The sequence below is a fragment of the Telluribacter humicola genome (assembly GCF_017355935.1).
Taxonomy (GTDB): domain Bacteria; phylum Bacteroidota; class Bacteroidia; order Cytophagales; family Spirosomataceae; genus Telluribacter; species Telluribacter humicola.
In genome coordinates this window covers 910606-931175 of sequence record NZ_JAFIQT010000001.1, presented here as the reverse complement: position 1 = coordinate 931175, position 20570 = coordinate 910606, and the positions used below count along the sequence as shown (strand labels likewise).

The window sequence follows — 20570 nt, the reverse complement described above, 5'->3', positions numbered from 1 at the left end:
TGAGAGGTGATGGTTAATTATGACCTTCCGATTCTTACGTAATATATTTAAAAATCTGTCCTTCAAATTATTGATCGGCCTGTCACTGCTGGCTATTTACCTTCCAGGGGACCTGGCCCCGGCCCTCGCCAACAGCCCGGAAGCGGAGCAGGGACTACTGGATTTACGAAATTCTGAATTCAGTGATCAGGGTATACAACTCGAAGGGGAATGGAAGCTTTACTGGAACCAGCTGCTCGTTTCGGCCAGCCCGACCGAGTACCATGAATACGTCCGATTGCCTAAGCTGTGGGCTCACACGCAATGGAAGCAACAGCCACTACCGACGAAAGGCTATGCTACCTATTCGCTCGACGTCCTGCTGCCTGCTACCAGTGAACCGCTGGCACTCTTTGTACCCGATACCTATTCGTCCTATGCTCTGTATGCCAACGGCCACCTAATCGCCCATAACGGGAAAACCGGTACTTCACCCGAAAGTACTGTTCCCTACTGGTCACAGCATGTAGTACCCATCACGGCCGACTCAGATACATTACGCCTTACTCTGCAGGTGGCCAATTTTCATCACGCTAAGGGAGGCCCCTACAAACATATTCGCATCGGCTATCTGGCCGCACTACAGGCAGCTCATCAGGTTAATTTTGCCTTTGATATATTCCTGGCCGGATGCCTGTTTATGGGTGGTTTGTTCTTTCTAGGGCTGTACCTGTTTGGCCACCACGAAAAGCCCAACCTTTACTTTTCGCTGTTTTCCATCCTTTACAGCTACCGGATCGTGGGTACCAAACAGTATGCCCTGCACGATCTGTTTCCGCATCTCGACTGGGCACTGACGTTACACTTTGAGTACCTTTCGCTGTTCCTGAGTATACTGATGTTTACGCTGTATACACGGGAGCTCTATCCAAAAGATACCAATAAGTACCTGGTGCGGTTCATAGCGGGCTGCTGCGTCACCTTTGCCGTAGCCACCCTGCTTCTGCCTACTACGCTATTTACCCATTTGGTCATTCCGTTTCTGGTGCTGATGGCCGTCGGTATTCCCTACACATTCTATGTATACTGGGTAGCAGCCCGCAAGCACCGCCCCGGTGCCCGGTACGCACTTATGAGTACAGGAGCGCTTCTGATCGTGTTTGTGGTTATTATTCTTGAATATTTCAGAATAGCCACCCCTAATAAGCTCCTCCTCTTTGTGGGGTACATTGGCTTCTTTTTTCTGCAGTCACTGATTCTGTCGTTCCGGTTTGCCTCAGCCCTTAAGAAAGCCAAGGAATCGGCCGAAATAGGCCTGAAAGCCAAAAGCGAGTTCCTGAGTACCATGAGTCATGAGATTCGTACGCCGCTCAACTCAGTGATCGGGATGACGCACCTGATGCTCAGAGACGACCCACGCCCCGACCAGAAACAACACCTGGATGTACTGCTGTTTTCGGCCAATAACCTGCTGACTATTGTCAATGACATCCTGGATTTCAATAAGATTGAAGCCGGCAAGATCACTTTCGCAACCGGTCCTATTGACCTGGCTACCATTGCCCGTAACATTGCCTCAGGCTACAGCAAGTCAGCCAATGACATGGGTATTGAGTTAAGGGCCGTCATTGATCCTGCACTTACCCGCAAAGTCATCGGAGACCACACGCGTACATCCCAGGTGATCAGCAACCTGGTGCAGAACGCCATTAAATTTACCCCAAAAGGATCGGTCACACTACGCCTGAGGGTAGAAGACCATACGGACGAAGACATTACTGTTACGATAGCGGTAGAGGATACCGGTATTGGTATAGCTCCCGAAAAGCAGAAGGAAATATTTGAGCGTTTTACGCAGGTAGACTCTTCGGCGACGAGGGGATTTAGTGGTACGGGACTCGGACTGGCCATCAGCAAGAGAATCCTGGAACTGCAGCAGGTAGACCTCCACCTGACCAGCGAACCAAATGTAGGCTCCACCTTCTATTTCACCCAGACCTTCCCGCTGGCTCCCGTTGTAGAGGCTGTTGCCAAACCAGTAGTACCCACTGCTACCCTGTCAGAAAAACCATTGGAAGATGTACATATTTTGATTGTTGAAGATAACAAAATGAATGTGCTGGTAGCCCAGAACTTCCTGAAGCGATGGGGCGCTACCTCCGATGTAGCCGCCAACGGTAAAGAGGCTCTAACTAAGCTGGACCCCAGCCGCCATGACCTTGTCCTGATGGACCTGCACATGCCGGTGATGGATGGCTACGAAGCCACACGGCTCCTGCGCGAAAGGGGCGAATCAATACCTATCATAGCCCTTACCGCCAGCATAGCCCAGGAAGTAGAAGGCCGGGTATACAGCATTGGCTTTAACGACATCGTGGTGAAGCCTTTCAATCCGAATGAACTCCTGCGGGTGATAGCAGCCCACGCACCGGAGAGAAATAAATTAGTAGTGTAGCCGCTACCAGATAGGTTATAAAACAAAAGCGCGGGCCGAGCAGCCCGCGCTTTTGTTTTAAAGCTTAACGATTCTACCTTACTCAGCTCCCCAGGTCAGCCCCATGTTATGGAACATAAAAGCGTAGATATCCGCCGCCGTTTCCAGGGCTTTCTTGGTGTTGCTGGCGCCGTGGCCGGAGTTGGTATCGATCCGGATCAGGAGCGGATTGGTTGACGATGCACCTGCCTTCTCCTGCAGCGTAGCCGCGTACTTAAATGAGTGCGCCGGTACTACGCGGTCGTCATGGTCGGCAGTGGTGATGAGGGTTGCAGGGTACTTACCGCCCTGCTTGATATTGTGCAGGGGCGAATAGCCGTACAGGTATTTAAATTCATCGGCATTATCAGCGCTACCGTAGTCGGCGATCCAGTTCCAGCCGATGGTAAACTTGTGGAAGCGCAGCATATCCATTACCCCTACCGCGGGGAAAGCTACCTTAAACAGCTCCGGACGCTGGTTCATCACGGCACCTACCAGCAAGCCACCGTTAGAGCCTCCCTGAATAGCCAGGCGCTCGGGTGAGGTATATTTTTCTTTGATGAGGTACTCGGCCGCAGCGATGAAGTCATCAAATACATTCTGCTTTTTCAGCTTCATACCCTGCTCGTGCCACTTCTCACCGTACTCACTACCTCCACGCAGGTTAGCCTGTACGAATACCCCTCCCTGATCCAGGAATGGAATACGCGTCGGGCTGAATGATGGCGGCAGACTCACATTAAAGCCCCCGTAGCCGTACAGCAGCGTAGGATTGGTACCATCCAGCTTAAGGCCTTTTTTGTACACGATGAAGGCAGGTATCTTGGTACCATCCTTCGAGGTATAGAACACCTGCTTGGTTTCGTAATCAGCCGGTTTGAAGCTTACCTCCGGCTCACGGAATACCGAGCTCTTCCTCGAGGCAATATCGTAGCGGAAGATGGTCGGAGGATAGTTAAATGAAGTGTAAGTATAGAATACAAACTTGTCTTCCTTTTCACCACCAAAGCCGCTGGCGGCACCCAGTCCGGGCAGAGCTACCTCGTTTTCCTGCTTACCCTTCATATCATACACGTACACGCGGCTGGTTACGTCTTTGGAGTATTCCGCAAATAGTTTTCCTCCGGCGGTACCCACCCCTACCAGCGGCTCAGGCTTCTCGGGCAGGAAGGGCTTCCAGCTCTTTGTCTTGGTATCGTACAGTACTACTTTGCCATTGGGCGCGTCAGCGTTGGTTTCGATCAGTAAACCGCCGTCTACGTTATCTACTATACCGTAGCTGTAATCAGTAATTTCGCTCACGATGGGGGTGAATTGGGTCTGTCCCTTCTCCATGACCCACAGTCCGTTACCATCCTTACCCTTGCCGCGGTCACTTACATAGAGGGCGGCGTAGCGGCCGTCTTCGGTGGTACTCACGGTATGGAAGCGCTGCGGATTCTTAGGATCTTCAAATACCAGCTTATCGGCCGACTGCAGGGTACCCACCTTATGGAAGAATACCTGGTGGTTTTCGTTCTTGGCAGCCAGGGCACTTCCTTCGGGCTTGGGGTAGCGGCTGTAATAGAAGCCATCGCCCTGCCAGGCTGCCCCGGATACCTTTACCCACTCTACCTTATCCGACAGCATCTTGAGGGTTTTCATATCCATGACCTGGTACTCCTGCCAGTCCGAGCCGCCCTGCGAGAAGCCCAGTACCGCGTAGGCACCATCCTTGGACAGGCTGAACACCGTCAGGCGCGTAGTACCGTCGGCCGAGAGCTTGTTAGGGTCCAGTACTACCTCGGGAGTACCGTCTAAGCCCTTCTGGCGGTACAGTACTGACTGGTTCTGCAGACCGTCATTCTTGTAGAAATAGAAGTAGTCGCCCTTCTTGCGGGGGGCTGAGTACTTGGGGTAGTTGTAGGCTTTTTCCAGATCGTTGTAGATCTCCTGCTTGAACGGAATCTTGTTCAGGTAGCCAAATGTCACCTCGTTCTGCGCTTTCACCCAGGCCGCAGTTTCGGCCGAGCGGTCATCTTCGAGCCAGCGGTAGGGATCGGGTACTTTGGTCCCGTGGTACTCGTCTACGTGATCTACTTTATTGGTTTTGGGATAATCCAGTTTCTGCGCCGTTCCGTCGGCGTTGACAATCATGGCTGCTATCAAGGTCATTCCTAAAAGGTTTTGTTTCATGCTAGTACTAAAAGGTTTGAGATGAAGGTGATTACAAATGTACTATCGGATCAGGTCGCAATCAACACGCTCTTTAGCAAGACCGCTATTATTAGCGGTTCCGTTCACTACGACCGAACTCCTCCCTTTAAAATAGAAATATAGAGCTCTTCAAAAGCATATTTTTACATCTTAAATAAATAGAACAAAACAAATACTACAACGAGATCCAAATAATGAATTAATAAAGCTATCCTTTCTTTCAGAAGGAGTTTTTAGCTAACAGCTCTTTTTGGAATCGAAGCTGGCAACGCCTATTTCATTAATAAAAAATACAACTATTACACGCTTGACTATCAATTATCTACACCATTATCAAAAATATTTTTAATGTATTTCGATCCTTCCAAAAGAATCAGGCGTAAGTTCAGACATAAACATTCTAACTACTAAAAAGATCTAACACTTAATCTCTTTTACTCATGAAAAAAGTTGCATTTTTTGTGGCGGCATTATTTGCCGCACAGACTTCTTTTGCCCAGGGAAATATGCGTACCGTTAAAGTTGGCGGCGCTGAAATGTACCCTAATAAAACCATCGTTGAGAACGCTCTTAATTCTAAAGACCACACGACACTGGTAGCAGCCGTTAAGGCCGCCGGACTAGTTGAAACCCTGCAGGGAGCTGGTCCTTTCACCGTATTTGCTCCTACCAATGATGCCTTTGGCAAACTACCTGCCGGTACCGTGGAGACATTAGTGAAGCCTGAAAATAAAGGTACGCTGACCACCATCCTGACCTACCACGTAGTACCTGGTCGCATGGACTCAGAAGCCATCGCGGAGGCCATCAAACAAGGAAATGGCAAAGCTACTTTCAAAACTGTCGAAGGAGGTACTCTAACGGCTATGATGAAAGGAAAGAAACTGGTCCTGACGGATGAAAAAGGGGGAACCTCTACCGTGACCATTAAGGATGTGTATCAGAGCAATGGTGTGATCCACGTAGTTGATACCGTAGTAATGCCTGATTAACCTGACTAAATTGAGTTGGTATGTGTTGTGAATTAGCAAAGAGCCGGCGCGTTTGTGCCGGCTCTTTGTATTTATACCCGCTCTTAAGCTCGCCCCGATTTGCAATCGGGGCGTTATCATTTAGCGTTTGAAACGCTATTGTATGCAACACCCGATTACAAATCGGGGTTAGCAGGGTGTTAGCAGGGTTAGCAAGTTCAGCCTCTGGAAGGGCAAGAAAATGTTCATTTCCTTTTACCTTAGCGCCAATCAGTTTCTGAAACTAACATTGCAATGAATAACAACGACATACTACGCCGCCTTCGGTTTGCCTTTGACCTGAACGATGCGGAGATGATACGACTCTTCAAACTGGGTGGCTACGAAGCCAACCGGGCCGAGGTGAGCGACTGGCTCAAAAAAGAGGAAGATCCTGAACACAAGGGGCTGGTGGATGTAAGGCTGTCTAACTTCCTGAATGGATTTATCGTGGATAAGCGCGGTAAGAAAGACGGTGAAGAACCCCAGGCTGAGAAAAAAACAAATAATAACCTGGTACTCCGAAAGCTCAAAATTGCCCTAAGCATGAACGATACGGATATGCTGGAGGTATTCGATCTGGTCGGCTTCCGGATCAGTAAACATGAACTCAGCGCCTTTTTCCGGAACCCCACTAATTCACACTACCAACCCTGCAAAGACCAGATACTTCGAAATTTCCTGGTAGGGTTGCAAATGAAATACCGGCCCAATCAGAAGGACGACAGTGACCAGTAAGGGTGCTTCCCCTGCTATCTATCCCTGATTTAACTTAGTAGCTCAATAAACAGAAGCTTTCATAAACATGACCCATTACAAAGCCATCATATTTGATTTAGGAAACGTACTGATCGACTGGAATCCGAATTATTTGTTCGATCAGATTATTCCAGACCCTGTGAAGAAGAAGTACTTCTTTGATAACATCTGTACCTCCGACTGGAATGAGGAGCAGGACGGAGGACGCCTGATCAAAGAAGCCACGGAAGATCTGGTAAACCGGCATCCGGAATGGAAGGATTATATAGAAGCCTACTACACCCGCTGGACCGAAATGCTGGGTGGCCCTATCCACGGCACCGTTGATATCTTCCGCGACCTGAAAAATACCGGCAAGTATAAATTTTACGCGCTTACCAACTGGAGTGCCGAGCTATTTCCGATAGCCCTTGAGCGCTACGACTTCCTACACTGGTTTGACGGACGTGTGGTAAGTGGTGAAGAAAAGATGCGCAAGCCTTTCCCGCAGTTCTACCAAGTCCTGCTGGATCGGTATAGCTTACAACCCGGCGATGCCGTTTTTATCGATGATAACTTCCGCAACATCAAAGCCGCCGAGGCCTTAGGCATCCCTTCTATTCATTTTCAGTCGCCGGAGCAGCTTCGGCAGCAATTGCAAGAGATAAATGTACTTTGAATAAAACATACCCCTACTCATCCGGGAGCACTCTTTCGGGATGAGTAGGGGTATATTAATTAAAGAACCGGCGGCTATTTGCCTAGCAGTTCTGCTACTTTGTTAGACAAAGCTTCTCCCCTCAGGTTGTGCCCTCTGATAACTCCCTCCTGATCAATCAAAAAAGTTTGAGGGATACTGTGCACTGCATACTCCGCTCTAATAGTCTTGTTTTTTCCATCTGCTAACAACTGAATACCAGCTGGAGTATGCTTTATAAGCCCCTGTAACCATGGCTTTGGACCGTTATCTACCGAAATGCTTATAATCTCCAACCCTTGGTTAGCGTAGGATTCATGAAGCCGTTTCAACGCTGGAATCTCTGCAATGCATGGGCCACACCAACTCGCCCAGAAGTCCAGTAGCACCAGCTTTTTGGCCTTCCTTACCTCTTCCAGGCTGTGCAAGGTACCACTGCTGTCGGGCAGTGTAAAGTTATAGGCCTTATTACCTATGGCCACTTTTTGTAGTTGTAAAGCTTTTTCTTTCAGCCCGATTTCCATTTTCTGGAATGTAGGGTAAGAAGCAAACTGGCCCCTGAACTCATCAAGCATAGTGGTAATAAACGGATCGTCCCAACTCCCGTCTCTCAGAAGGGTCAGGTTAAAGAACGTGTAAGGCTTCTGCGTCACTGCTCCTCTAATACTCCTTCCAAGAGCGATACTGACGGAGTCATTCTGCTTCATCAGTTGATTACACAGTACTGTATCGCCTTTTTGTTGAGCAACAGCCCGCTCCTGATAAAGCTTTATCAGTTGATTTCTGGCCGAATTTAAGATCTCATTCTGGTACTGCTCCCACTGTGAATGTAGCTTTGAGCCAGCTACCTGGTAGCTACCATCGGTCTTCATACTGATCTGTATGGCTGAGGGCTCTACAAATACTAGTTTAGAATCAGTTTTGCCATCAATTTTAAGATTGTACAGACCTGGCTCCATCTGTGTCCCTTTCAATGTAAAAGTACTTCCCATAATGGGGGCTGAACTAACCTGATTATCAGCCTGGTCAAATAGGTATACCTGACCGGTCTGGGGTTGTGCAAGCTGACCGCGAATGGTAAACGACTGGGGAGACTGAGCGAGAGCAGAATAAGCATTAAGACAAAGCAGCAGTACGAAGCCTGAGAGCCATAAATAGTGTCTGTTATTACTGAGGTTGAGGTGTGTGGTATGCATGGTGTGAGTGTGGATGTGATGAAGAAACCAGCCTGATAATCAGACCATAGCTCAAGTTACGAACTTTTAGGAGGTGAATCAACCTTGAACGTGGGCCTATTTTAGAAATAGCAAAATTTGCCAATCGAATGATTATATGTTGTCCGTCTGTACAGGGCAACAGTCATTTCCTACGTCTGGATAAGAGTAATCCATTTTATTTGATACCATGAAGTCAAGACTATCCTCACTCTTCATCCTCGGTTTGTCCCTGCTGGCACTGGCCCTGACCAAACCTGCCCCCGTAAACCTGTACCTGATTGGTGACTCTACCGTCAAGACTGGCTCGGGTAAGGGCGAAAACGGCCAGTGGGGCTGGGGAAGCTTCCTGCACGAGCACTTTGACACCACCCGCATCAAGATCCATAACTACGCCATCGGAGGCCGGTCCAGCCGGACATTCATCAGCGAAGGCCGCTGGGACAAGGTACTCTCAGAGCTTAAGAAGGGTGACTACCTCCTGATCCAATTCGGGCATAACGACTCTAGCCCCGTCAACGACACCCTCCGTGCCCGGGGTACCATCAAGGGCATTGGTGAAGAAATGGAGGAGATCGACAACCTCATTACCAAAAAGCACGAGGTAGTACACTCGTACGGCTGGTACATGCGCAAGTACATTGACGAGGCCAAGGCCAAGGGAGCCATTCCTATCGTCTGCTCCCCCATTCCGCGCAACAACTGGGAGAATGGCCGCATCGTACGCCCCACCGACAGTTATCCGCAATGGGCGCAGGCAGTAGCCAAGACCAACGGCGCCTACTTTATAGACCTGTACGAGCTAGTCGCTACCGAATACGACCGTACCCCACCCACTCTGGTCAAGCAGCAGTACTTTACCCCGGCAGACGACACCCATACCTCCCGGCCAGGTGGTGAACTCAATGCCGAGCTGGTAGCCAGGGGGATCAAATCACTGAAAAAATGTACCTTGAAAAAGTATCTGAACTAGTACCTCCTCAACCTTCCTGTACTTGAAAAACCTTTGCGCTTACTGTTGCCTTGCCGGCCTGTATTATGTGCTAACAGGCTGCACCAGCCTTTCCAAAGAAGCCCCACGCCAGCAGGACGAGGTACTTTACCAGGTATCCACGATTGACGCACTCCTTTCCGGTGACTACGATGGTACCTATACCTGCGGCGAATTGCGTCAGCACGGCGACTTTGGCATCGGTACCTTCAACGCTCTTGATGGCGAAATGCTGCAACTGGATGGAGCGATATTCAAAATTCGATCGGACGGAAAGGCGTACCGGATGCCCGACTCTACCCGTACTCCGTTTGCTTCGGTCACCCATTTTGAGGCGGATACTGTCATAGAACTTACCAGGCCACTCAGCTTCGAGCAGTTGTGTACCTATATCGACAGCCTCATCCCGACCGAAAATATCTTCTACGCCATCAAGGTTGAAGGTGAGTTTGAGTACCTGAAAGCGCGGAGTGTTCCCCAGCAGTCAAAGCCCTACCTGCCGCTGGTGGAAGTAGTAAAGACACAACCTATTTTTGAGTTCAAAAACGAAACAGGTACCCTGGTAGGCTTCCGGACACCGCCGTACATGAAGGGCCTCAATGTACCCGGTTACCACCTGCACTTCCTGAGTAGCGACCAGACGCGGGGCGGACACGTATTGACCTGTACGCTCGGAAAGGTGAAGCTGTCTATCGACAATACCTCCGCTTTCCATATGGAGCTACCCGCCACCAGTACCTTCCAGCGGGTTGATCTCACGCAGGACAAGCAGGATGAACTCGAAAAAGTAGAGAAATAGCCCGGACGGTTATTGGTAAGCTTTTGTGCAAAAAGAAGCGTAAACCTGTTGGTTACCAGCTGTTCAGTTTGCTATATTTATAGTAAATCAGACTGCCTATGCACTGCTTTGCTCCCACTGGCCTCATTTTGCTCTTATGGTACGTAGTCGTATCTCCTTTCGGTATGGTACAGGCGCAGGATAGTACGCAGGTCAAGACAGAGGCTGCTACGCCTTCACTTATTCACCTAAAAGATGGTACGGTACTACGGGGAGTAATCCTGTCGGAGACGGAGGAAGGTGTCCGGATCAGAACGGATAACCTGGGCGAGCTATTCATCACAAGTGATAAGATCGAGAAGATCGACCGGGAGGTAGCCGGTTACTACCGCAACGGGCAGTTCTGGTTTCAGAATCCTCACAGTACCCGGTACTTCTGGGCGCCTTCGGCCCTGCCGCTCAGCAAGGGTGAAGGCTACTACCAGAATGCCTACATCTTTATCAATTCCGTAGCGGTGGGCATTACAGACCAATTTTCAATGGGCGGTGGCTGGGTCCTGAACCCTACTTTTCGCGACTGGCAGGTCTTCTTCATCACGCCTAAAATCAGCTTTCCCTCTACCTCCAACGTCACCTTCGGAGCGGGTATGATCGGTGCGGGCGTCTTCTCCAATCGGAACACCTATGATAACCAGGGCTATGTTACCGGCAACCGGCTTGGTACTGATCTGTTCGGCATCGGCTACGGCAACGTAACATTTGGCAACACCGAAAAGAATTTCACGCTGGGGCTCGGCTGGGGTTTTTCGAATGATGATATCGCCTCTAGCCCCGTTCTCAATCTGGCGTATATGTCGCGGGTAGGCCGGAGGGTAGGCTTCGTCACCGAAAACTGGTTTGTGCTTAACGGCATAGACAATGACCCGCTGGCGCTGCTGTCGGGCGGGGTGCGCTTCTTCGGCGAAAAGACATCCATTGACCTGGGACTCTGGATACCCGCCGTCGCAGATATGGATGCCTTCATCGCCATTCCGTACGTAGATTTTGTTTTGAAGTTCGGTAAGAAGCCGAAGCGGCGGTAAATATCTAAGAAGGTATGCTTTCAAAGTCTGTGGGGATACAGTCTACGGTAGCGGATCAGCCCAACAGCAGGATATAGCTAATAACCAACTCAGCACAAAGCATATGAACAACCCTCCCAAAAAGTATATTAACACCTACCTGTTGGTGGAGACCATTGGTGTGTTTCTGGCGCTGAGTGCCTGCTCGGTATACCTGGGCATGAGTGGGGTACGCTGGTACTTTCAATTACCGCTGTTCCTGCTGCAGGGGCTCTGGTTTTACCGGTTGTACATTCTGGGCCACGAAGCTTCCCACCGCAAGCTGTTTCCCAATAACGTGGCCAGGAACGATTTCTGGGGAGGGCTGATCCTGGTCCCCATTATGACGCCCATCAATATCTACCGGAAAATTCACATGTTTCACCACGGATTTAACCGAAAGGACCACCATACTTCCGCCCTGGATACTTACGTGACCCGGCACAAGCCCAATTGGCTGATCAAGGCCTTTTACCACCTGCTCTGGTACATCGGCGTTTTTATGGGCGGATGGTTTCTTCATTCGCTGGTATCCGTCATCCTGTTTCTGTTCATTCCGCCATCGGTGAGTGTACGTATTTCACCCGCTTTCAAAGGGTGGACCATGCGGGATCAGCTCAAAGCCATTGGGCTTTTTTCGCTGGGAGTTGGCTTTCATGTGGCTGTTTATCTGGTGGGAGGTACTACAGTGTACCTGTATTCGCTGGGGTATCCTATGCTGGCTTTTGCCTGGGTACTTTCCCTGTTTGTCTACATTTTCCACTACGACACTACCATAGGAAACGAAACCCGGTTCAACGTACGCTCTTTGCGCCATGTCCCCTTCTTCTCCTGGATCCTGATGAACTTCAACGAACACGCCACGCATCACCAGCATCCGAACATCCCCTGGTACGAGCTTCCTGCGAAAAGAACGCCTCTACCCGAAAAGTACCATCACCAAAACCAAAATACCGATAGCCTGGCCGGTGCCATTCTGAATCAGCTGAAAGGGCCTAAAATTGTTTATGTACATGAGAATAAGGAAAGCGAGAGTTGAGGATGCCGCGCAGTTCGTGCGCATCAAAGAGCAGCTACCTATGCCAGCGGCCAGTGAAGGGACTACTACCGGAGGCTTCCTGCTGGGTACGAGCGAAAGTACCTATGCCTTCTTCATTGAGCAGGCGCACTGTCTGGTGGCCGAAGCAGGAGGTGAGGTCGTCGGGTTCGGAATCTTGCTTCCCGATGCTATTGTGAAAGCGTCGGAAATCTGGCAGAAGCGGGATCTGGCTGCGTGGGAAATCCCTATCGCTGAATTTGAAGACAGAAAGTTGTGCTACTTTGAGCAACTGGCGTTTTTGCCGGCCTACCGGAGAGTGGCTCCCCGGCTCGCCTTCCGGTTACTTCATGAAGCTTTCCACCAGCACGGCTACGAGGCCATGTTTACTACTACCGTTAACAAACCCGTTACAAATCGGGCGGCTATTCCCTTTATAAAAGCGGCTGGCGGCACCCGGGTTGGCAATATAGATGAATACTATGAAGGTGCCGGAGCGATAAACTCAGATATCTACCTGGTTCAGAAACAGGATTTCCTCAGCGCGATTGAGCACTTGAATCTGGCCCAGCCCTCCCGGCTCCCGGCAGGCACTATGGAGTGAGGAGCAGGTTTGAAAGGCACCGTTCGGTATAACAGGGGATGTCTAAGTAATAGGATTCCATCCCGTGAGGAGTAATTAGCTTATTACTTGCCCTCAGCAGCAGGCAGTACACCGAAGGATACTTTCGAATAAAGCTCTATCCTTTCAGTCTAGCGACTGAAAGGATCAAGTCCATTTCGCAATGTTACTAGTTGAAACAGCCCTTCTCAATTCACAAATTTATGAATTATAAAAGCTGATTTCTGTAATTCAATGTAACCCTATTTCCACCTAAATGGAATCAAAAATAACAAGAGATTGATGACCCTATATTTCTTACTATTATTATACAATAAGTAACTTAAAATAATATTATAAGTAAGATATTGTTTCTAAAAAAGTGATAGGCTACATTTACAAACCCTCGTATGCAATTGTGCATACCAGAAACCGTAAATCCTATATGAAAAAATCAGTTTTACTTTTTTTACTTTTGACAGCCTGGACGTTATCATTTTCACAGGACCAAAAAGGATTGGCCCGAGTCAACAAGATTGACGGGGTAGAAGTCTACTTTATGAATGAACCTTTAAATAGCTATGATGTCGTTTTTGATGTAGGTACTGGCATGAAAGCTGCCTCGCTTCTCACCGGCGGCCTGGTCAACGAGGGGGTAAGTGAAAAGGCTTCTCAATTTGTAAGAAGGGCAATTAAGGAGGCTAAGGAAGACAAACATGAGTTTGATGCGATAATTTACTCATCAGGCAAAAAAATTGTTGCCGTAAAGTTTAAGAACCCTGATCCAAAACTTAAGTCATTGGCCAGAGCACAAAAAGTGGAAGGTCTTGAGGTGTATATCCTAAGTGAGCCCCTAAAGGACTACGAAGTTTTAAATTCAAAAAAAGGAGGGATTAAAATGAAATCCTATTTGACGGGGGGATTGGTAAATAATTCCATCGAAGAAGATGTAGCTCAGTTTGTAAATAAGCTTGTGAAAGATTCCAAAAAAGACAATGAAAAGATCGATGGGATTGTGTACGGAGCGGGCAAAAGTGCCTCAGGAATAAGATTCAAATCATAGAGATTTATAATTGGTCGCTCCCTTGTAAAAGACTAGTGGACAAGAAAGTCAGGTAAAAGTGCAGACTGCTTTTTTATACAGTATGCACTTTTATTTTTTCAGTCTTTTGGATGTCAACCGTTACATATATCAAGTACAATTTAGCTTTTATTCAAGATTAAAAACGGGATTAGTATGGAGTGAGGAGCAGGTACAAAATTTCTCACTTGTACCTATCATAAAGAAACAATTCACCCCAGCCGCACCAGCTCTTTCAGTTCCTTATTCGAAAAGTCTCCAATCCAGGTTTCGCCGTTGGCGACGGTCAGGTTAGCGAGTTCTTTTTTGTTCTGAATTAACTGGTTGATTTTCTCCTCAAAGGTACCTTCCGTCAGCAGGCGGTGGACCAGTACGTTGCGGGTTTGTCCGATACGGAAGGCGCGGTCGGTGGCCTGTGCTTCTACGGCGGGGTTCCACCACAGATCGTAGTGGATGACGTTGTTGGCCGCTGTGAGGTTCAGACCCGTGCCCCCCGCCTTAAGCGAGAGCAGCAGCAGGCGCGTGGCGCGGTTGGTCTGGAAGTCCTCCACCATGGCATCGCGGTTCTGGCGGCTGACGCCGCCGTGCAGGAAGGGTACTTCTACGCCTAGCTGGTGGTGCAGCATGGTCTGGAGCAGGGTACCCATCTCCTCGTACTGCGTAAAGATCAGCGCCTTTTCCCCGTTTTCGAGCAGTTGCTGTACCAGGTCCAGCAGCAGCAGCGCCTTACCCGATGCTTCCGGATTGGCCTCGCCTTTCTTCAGGTAGTGGGTCGGATGATTACAGATTTGTTTCAAAGCCGTCATCATCTTAAATATCAGGCCGCTGCGGTTGAAGCCATCCTTTGCTCCCTCGATTCCGCGCAGGGCCGTGTCCACCACGCTCTGGTACAGGGCTGCCTGCCCGGGGGTGAGGGTACAGGTCTGGTCCATCTCAATCTTGTCGGGCAGGTCCTGAATGATTTTTTTATCCGTCTTGACGCGACGCAGGATAAACGGCTCGGTCATACGCCGGAACACGTCCAGCCGGTGCTGGTCGCGGTCTATTTCGATGGGAATAGCAAAATCGCTGCTAAATTTCTTTAAAGTACCCAGGTACCCTTTGTTCGCAAAATCAAGGATGCTCCAGTACTCGCTCAGGCGGTTTTCGACAGGTGTTCCACTCATGGCAATGCGCACTCCCGCCTTTATCTTCTTGACGGCCTTTGTCTGGGCCGTAGCCGGGTTCTTGATATTTTGGGCTTCGTCAATGACTACCACCGGCCAGGGCGTTTTGGTAAATGTATCCAGTTCGCTGCGAACCACGCCGTAGGTAGTCAGTACCAGGTCCGTATCTTTAAAACCCTCCTGACTGCGCCCGGTGCCGTGGTACACATGGGCCCGGAGGCCGGGGGCGAAGCGGGTTATCTCACGGCTCCAGTTGGTGAGCAGGGTGGTAGGTACCACCACCAGCCCCTTGTACTTCCTGAAAGCACCTTCTTCCTTAAACTTTTGTAAGGTAGCAATTACCTGCAGCGTCTTACCCAGGCCCATGTCGTCGGCGATGAGGCTACCAAAGCCAATGCGGGCGTTCTTGTACAGCCATTCGTAGCCCCGTTGCTGGTAGGGCCGTAGCTGGGCCTGCAGCGAATCGGGCAGGCTTACCGCTTCGGGAGCCGTCAGCTGCTGGATGAGCTTTCGGGCTTTATAGGTTATCTTGATGCCGGTACCGTCGTACTCTTCGGTCAGGGCAGTTTGCAGCAGGGTTTGGGCGTCCAGGCTGGGCGGATTTTTAAGCTTGTCCATCAGCGACCGGATTTCCTTTTCGTCAAGGTACACGTACTGGTCTTTAATTTTGACCAGGCCGCGGTAATTCTCTATCAACTCCACAAACTCCCGCGTATCCACGTGCTCCTCTCCGATGGCTACCTCCCAGCGAAACTCCAGCATGGACTCCAAATCAATGACCGAACTGGCCGCTACCCGGCCCGAGTCCTCGCTGTCCAGCGTCATGGACAGTTGCGGGCGCACGAGCTTCTGCAGGGCTCGGGGCAGCAGGATTCGGATCCCGAACAGCCGGAGCGTGGGCAGGACTTTGAGCAGGATATCAGGAAATGCTTCCGTACTGAACGCCAGTTCTTCCGCCCCTTTAGAGGCTATAAGCCGGTTGAGTTGCGGAAAGTGCTCGGCCATCATAGACAGGTCGCGCAGGACACCCATCCGTACCGGCACGTAGTCGGGCTCCTTCATGAACGTTTCAAAAGGAACGGGGGCTTTTGTGTTAGCCGCTTTATCCTCTACCAGAATGCGGACCAGGAAAACCGCCTGCTCCGCGCTTTCCTCCACCTGAATCAGCGGTACGTAGTCACGCTGGGCGATGAAGAATTTGTTGAGCCACAGCTGGATGGCGGCCGGTGTTTCCCGGCTGTCGAACCCGCTGAACCGGGCGTAGTCGCGCCGGAAAAACAGATCATCCAGCTCGGTATCTTTGTAGTGGTATTGGTCGTTGAACTGCCGGACACGCTCGGTAAGTACCAGCGAGCACAGCATCGGCAGCCAGTCGCTTGCGATAGGTTCGTAAATATCATGGCGACCGATTTTATAAAACAGAAATTCTTTGGGCAGTAGTACCTCTACCTGACGGGCAACCTGCGCTACCTGTTCGTTGAGCAGGGCCGGAATCCAGCGTATAAAGTAGTTTTCTTTTTTGAGCTGCACCCGCAGGAGTTGCGGCAGCATTCCGCCCACTTCCAGTAGTTTATTGGCAAAGCGGTTGGTCAGGTACAAGCCGCGCAGCAGCGGCGACAGCTGTGGCAGCTGACTATGGGGAAAATGCTGCAGCCAGTCGAGGAACTTAGGCAGCTCATTGAACTGAAACACCAGACGCTCGTTGGTATCCCGAAAATTGGCCTGCAGGAATCCCATGGCCTCATCCAGAATAATTTCGCCGCTTTCGATGGCGTCGAGGTCCTTGTCGTAGTCGTGCTCGCGTAGCTCGTCGGCAACCGCCAGCTCACGGGCCTGCTTTTGAGTGTCGGCGTAGAAGGTACCAAGTACCCGCTTAAAATCGCCTCCCTTGTAGAAGAGCGGATTATCCGACAACAGCGACAGCAGGCCCTCCTGGCAGTCGGGCAAAACCGAAAAATCCAGCGCTTCGTACAGGCTCTCATCCGGACGGAATTCCACCTCTTCGCCCCCTTCGAAGGGCTTGCGCAGGTCTGCTACGTCCAGAATTTCTACATCCTTCTGCTCGGCCGAGACAATTCCCAGTCCTTCCAGCGCTTTAATTAAATCAAAGTCGCGCAGCTCAAAGACCAGGAAGGGATTCTTGTCTATCTCGTTGGCTACCAGGTACAGCACCGCCGCCCGGTGCTTGCAGGGATCAGTCCAATCGGGACAATTGCAGGATGATTCTATGCTGTCCCAACTGTCCGGAAAAAAGTGGATGCCTTTCCTGAGGCATTCTTCGTATAGCTCAGCAGGGAGCTGGCGGTTGAGGAGTTGGGTCAGGAAGAGTGGATTTTCCGTAATCAGGCCTACTACCCGGGCTTTATCCGCCGCCGACAGCGGCTGGATCCGGAAGCTGGTCCTGTACGGAATAGGACGGGTACCTCGTACCTTTGCTTTAAAAGTATTCTTATCAAATTCGAGCGAAAGCACCGCCCCGCCGTTGGCGTAGGTACGTCCCCGCGCCAGCCGCCCGCTCTGGTCTATCTTTTCCAGTACACTAATCCACTGCTGCCCCCACCACGTTTGTCCAAATGCCTTTTTTCTCGCCATGTTGTATAGCTACCAGGTTAATTATTGTAGTAACTGACAAAGGTACGGATTGTGGGGAAACTGGGTAGTTCTAACTGCGCTAACCTGATTGTAGATTAGGGTTAGCTGAGAATTCAAATGGAGGAAAAGCTGGAAGTAATTATATTTGAAAAGTACTGTATACGGACAATAGCTATGGCATATTCACCAATTGTTGTAAACCCAAAGTATCCCCTTATTCTGTTTGTCATCTTTTACTGTACTGGTTGCGCAGGCAAGAAGAATGATGTTCAATGGGATGAAGTACGTATAAATCCCGAAATAGCCAAAGACTCCATTTATCAACAACTTGATAAACAAGAGGAAGTACTTTCAGCAGAAGATCTTCTTGATACACTTACTTTGCACAGGAGGACCAGCGACGTTACCTACTTTTCAGAGCAGACAAAGAACATACCTATCCCTCCTCATTCAAGAATAAATAACTGCCGGGCTTACTTCTTGCCCTCAGCCAATAAGCTGCTTATAAACATTGGAATAGCAGATCTTCATACATCTCGCGGGTTTACTATCACTTATAAAGATGGAAAGTTTTTTACAAAACCATATTTTGAACCAGATGCAATTGATGAAGACGCAGCTGAACCCATACATAAAAATATATATCAAAAGCTCACACTAGACAAGCCTGAATACACGATTGGTGACAGCTTATATGGGAATATAGACTTTCAATCATTTGAGATTGTAGAAAGCATAGACACCATATGGCACTTTGGTAAGGGAGGTTTTAGAGCAAAAATTAAAAGACTACCAGAATAAACACGTGCCGGAGGCACTTTCTGATAACAATCGCTCATCGGAGCCGAGCAACTGCGGCATAACCTAATAGCCAATAGTCCTCACTTATTACTGACAAGTGAGGACTAGGTGACAGAAAATGAATCTACTTACTATCTGCTATACATAATACCGCTCTTCCCCTGCCAGTTATGGAACATCTCCAAGCCCAGCTCCTTGAGGTACTTGTTCTTCATTTTCTGGTGCAGCGCATCGGATTGCTTCTTACCGTTTACTACCAGTTCCTCACTGCTTAGCCTGTACGAAAGGTTCGATTTACTCTGGATAACTCCCTCCTGAATCAGGTCATTGATAAATTCCCCCTGCATCTTCTCGTACTCGGCCCGCTGCGCCTCGGCTTTCTTCCGATGCTCCTCAGCCTCCCTCCGGTGTACCTCCGCCTGCTGACGATGTACTTCGGCTTCCCGACGAGCTTCATCGGCGTGGCGTCGGGCTTCATCGGCATGAGCCCGGGCTTCTGCTTGTGAAGCTTGCAGGCTTTGTGCTTCTCTGCGATTCTTTTGTGCCTGCTCCCGCATAGCCGCTGCTTCCTGGCGCATTACATCGGCCTGTTTACGATGCTCTTCGGCTTGTTTGCGGTGTACTTCAGCTTCCTGACGATGGACTTCGGCCTGCGCCCGGTGTATTTCAGCCTGTTTCTGATGTTCCCGTACTTCTGCCATCACAGGCGCCAGTTCAGACTGGTACGATTCAATTTGGCTTTCAGGAATAGTAGTACCGTCTATTTTCAATCCGGTTATTTTTCCGTTCTGCTCTACAATCTCATACCGCTTCCCATTGACTGACATGTGATAGGTTGACAGGACTTTACCCATGTGTATTCCTGTTTTTTGGGGTAGAATAGTATCTGGTGCAACTGGGGGGAGTGGGGGGACAACTACAGGTGCTGCCGCGGGGGCCGGAGGAGGAGAAGGAATAGACACAGGGGATGGCGCCAGCGAAGGAGAAGGCGCTACTACTAGCCGGACTACCGGCTTTGGAGTCTCCGGCTGGGGTACCTGGGTCGGAGGAGTGGGTGAAAAGGCCACCGACAGAACGACGATGGTGAGCAAACTGGCTGTTACAAATACTTTTTCCATGGCTTCTAAAGGTTTATTGTTATTGTAAATGATTCGCTTGATGCGGTCCAGCAGGTGGTTACGACGGCCTGCAAAGGCCAGAGAATGGGCCGGGTGTGCCAGCTTATACTCCTGAAACTGAACCAGCGCCTCCACGAAGGAGGTCTTATTCTGAGTCACTCCTATGGCCAGGTCGTCGCAACAGTGCTCCCGCTCTTCGCGGAGCAGGTACGACAGCCACAATACCGCCGGATTAAAGAAGTATATATTCTCGGCCAGGCTCTGGAACAGGTTGACGAGGTAGTCTTTGCGATGAATGTGCGCCAGCTCGTGCAGCAGAATGGCCTCCACCTGCTGGTAAGGCAGGTTGGTCAGGAAGCCCGCCGGTACCAGGATCATGGGCCGCACTACACCCGCTACCAGCGGTACCGTCACCAGGTCCGACTCGGCCAGTAGTACCGGCATACGGAGTTTCAGCGTACGGGCCAGGTTAGCTACCCGCTCCGCCCAGGCTTCACTTACCGGGTGGATGCTGTGGTGCCGCAGCCGGTGGATGTAGTACAGTCCGGTGGCGGCTTGTAGTGATTTGAACAGGAATACCACAAACCAAATGGCTACGATCAGAGACGCATGCCGGGTACAGAAGTCCATCAGAAGGGTCAGCGGGCGCTCCGGGTCCAGCCAGAGGGCCGCTACAGCAGCCTGCTGACTGCTCTGCACGCTACCTCCCTCCACCTTATACGAATGGAGGATAAAGGAGTCGGAGGTTTGGCGATACTCCAGCCAGAAGGTACCCGCGCTAACCACCATAAAACCTACCAGCAGAACTGCCAGTACATTGTACCGTAGCGCGGGTCGGGCCTTCCTCATCGTGAGAAGTACCCCGCCCGTTAGTACCGCCAGCACCAGGCCCTGCCAGAGCGAATGAAGCAAGGTCCAGCTCAGCGCCTGGATGAGCTTCTGGGATAGGGGGAGATGAAAAATGTTCATAATCATGGCTAATAGAAATAGGATATG

General features: G+C 50.1%; 15 protein-coding genes. 11 read left to right on the top strand and 4 right to left on the bottom strand.

Going from position 1 to position 20570, the window contains the following annotated elements; genetic code table 11:
- The first annotated feature begins 19 nt into the window (after positions 1–19).
- Positions 20–2434, top strand: a complete 2415-nt coding sequence (locus tag JUB14_RS04150) for an ATP-binding protein (protein WP_207504497.1) — start codon at positions 20–22, stop codon at positions 2432–2434.
- A gap of 78 nt (positions 2435–2512) precedes the next feature.
- Here the strand turns inward: JUB14_RS04150 and JUB14_RS04145 are convergent, their stop codons facing one another.
- Positions 2513–4609: a prolyl oligopeptidase family serine peptidase gene (locus JUB14_RS04145; RefSeq protein WP_207505928.1), complete on the bottom strand. Its 2097-nt coding sequence runs from the start codon at positions 4607–4609 to the stop codon at positions 2513–2515.
- A gap of 482 nt (positions 4610–5091) precedes the next feature.
- On the opposite strand from JUB14_RS04145, the gene JUB14_RS04140 reads away from it, so the two are divergent.
- The 3 genes from JUB14_RS04140 (at position 5092) to JUB14_RS04130 (ending at position 7078) form a co-directional block, all read left to right on the top strand.
- Positions 5092–5643: a fasciclin domain-containing protein gene (locus JUB14_RS04140; RefSeq protein WP_207504496.1), complete on the top strand. Its 552-nt coding sequence runs from the start codon at positions 5092–5094 to the stop codon at positions 5641–5643.
- A gap of 273 nt (positions 5644–5916) precedes the next feature.
- Entirely contained in the window at positions 5917–6399 is a 483-nt protein-coding gene (locus tag JUB14_RS04135; RefSeq protein WP_207504495.1) for a YehS family protein, read from the top strand.
- A gap of 67 nt (positions 6400–6466) precedes the next feature.
- Positions 6467–7078, top strand: a complete 612-nt coding sequence (locus JUB14_RS04130; RefSeq protein WP_207504494.1) for an HAD family hydrolase — start codon at positions 6467–6469, stop codon at positions 7076–7078.
- Positions 7079–7152: 74 nt separating this feature from the next.
- Here the strand turns inward: JUB14_RS04130 and JUB14_RS04125 are convergent, their stop codons facing one another.
- Positions 7153–8292 carry a TlpA disulfide reductase family protein gene (locus JUB14_RS04125; RefSeq protein ID WP_207504493.1) on the bottom strand — a complete coding sequence of 380 codons (1140 nt, stop codon included), beginning with the start codon at positions 8290–8292 and terminating at the stop codon, positions 7153–7155.
- 208 nt (positions 8293–8500) lie between these two features.
- Between JUB14_RS04125 and JUB14_RS04120 the strand changes: the two genes are divergently transcribed.
- From JUB14_RS04120 to JUB14_RS04095, 6 genes are all read left to right on the top strand, one after another.
- Positions 8501–9283, top strand: a complete 783-nt coding sequence (locus JUB14_RS04120) for a rhamnogalacturonan acetylesterase (RefSeq protein WP_207504492.1) — start codon at positions 8501–8503, stop codon at positions 9281–9283.
- 22 nt (positions 9284–9305) lie between these two features.
- The gene (gene budA / locus JUB14_RS04115; RefSeq protein WP_207504491.1) at positions 9306–10100 is read left to right on the top strand and encodes an acetolactate decarboxylase; all 795 of its coding nucleotides are present in this window, start codon (positions 9306–9308) and stop codon (positions 10098–10100) included.
- A gap of 98 nt (positions 10101–10198) precedes the next feature.
- Positions 10199–11161, top strand: a complete 963-nt coding sequence (locus tag JUB14_RS04110) for a hypothetical protein (RefSeq protein ID WP_207504490.1) — start codon at positions 10199–10201, stop codon at positions 11159–11161.
- Between the two features lie 103 nt (positions 11162–11264).
- Positions 11265–12218 carry a fatty acid desaturase family protein gene (locus JUB14_RS04105; protein WP_207504489.1) on the top strand — a complete coding sequence of 318 codons (954 nt, stop codon included), beginning with the start codon at positions 11265–11267 and terminating at the stop codon, positions 12216–12218.
- Complete coding sequence (locus JUB14_RS04100) at positions 12193–12819, top strand: GNAT family N-acetyltransferase (RefSeq protein ID WP_207504488.1); 627 nt, start codon at positions 12193–12195, stop codon at positions 12817–12819. The genes JUB14_RS04105 and JUB14_RS04100 overlap by 26 nt, the downstream gene beginning before the upstream one ends.
- 442 nt (positions 12820–13261) lie before the next feature.
- Complete coding sequence (locus JUB14_RS04095; RefSeq protein WP_207504487.1) at positions 13262–13879, top strand: hypothetical protein; 618 nt, start codon at positions 13262–13264, stop codon at positions 13877–13879.
- Positions 13880–14109: 230 nt separating this feature from the next.
- On the opposite strand, the gene JUB14_RS04090 is transcribed toward JUB14_RS04095, so the two are convergent.
- Positions 14110–17655 (bottom strand): DEAD/DEAH box helicase, encoded by a 3546-nt coding sequence (locus JUB14_RS04090; protein WP_207504486.1) that lies wholly within the window; start codon positions 17653–17655, stop codon positions 14110–14112.
- 117 nt (positions 17656–17772) lie between these two features.
- Here JUB14_RS04090 and JUB14_RS04085 point away from each other — a divergent pair, with 117 nt between their 5' ends.
- Positions 17773–18456, top strand: a complete 684-nt coding sequence (locus JUB14_RS04085; RefSeq protein ID WP_207504485.1) for a hypothetical protein — start codon at positions 17773–17775, stop codon at positions 18454–18456.
- A gap of 131 nt (positions 18457–18587) precedes the next feature.
- On the opposite strand, the gene JUB14_RS04080 is transcribed toward JUB14_RS04085, so the two are convergent.
- On the bottom strand, positions 18588–20543 hold the full coding sequence (locus tag JUB14_RS04080; RefSeq protein ID WP_207504484.1) for a M56 family metallopeptidase: 1956 nt from the start codon (positions 20541–20543) through the stop codon (positions 18588–18590).
- Between the last annotated feature and the right edge of the window lie 27 nt (positions 20544–20570).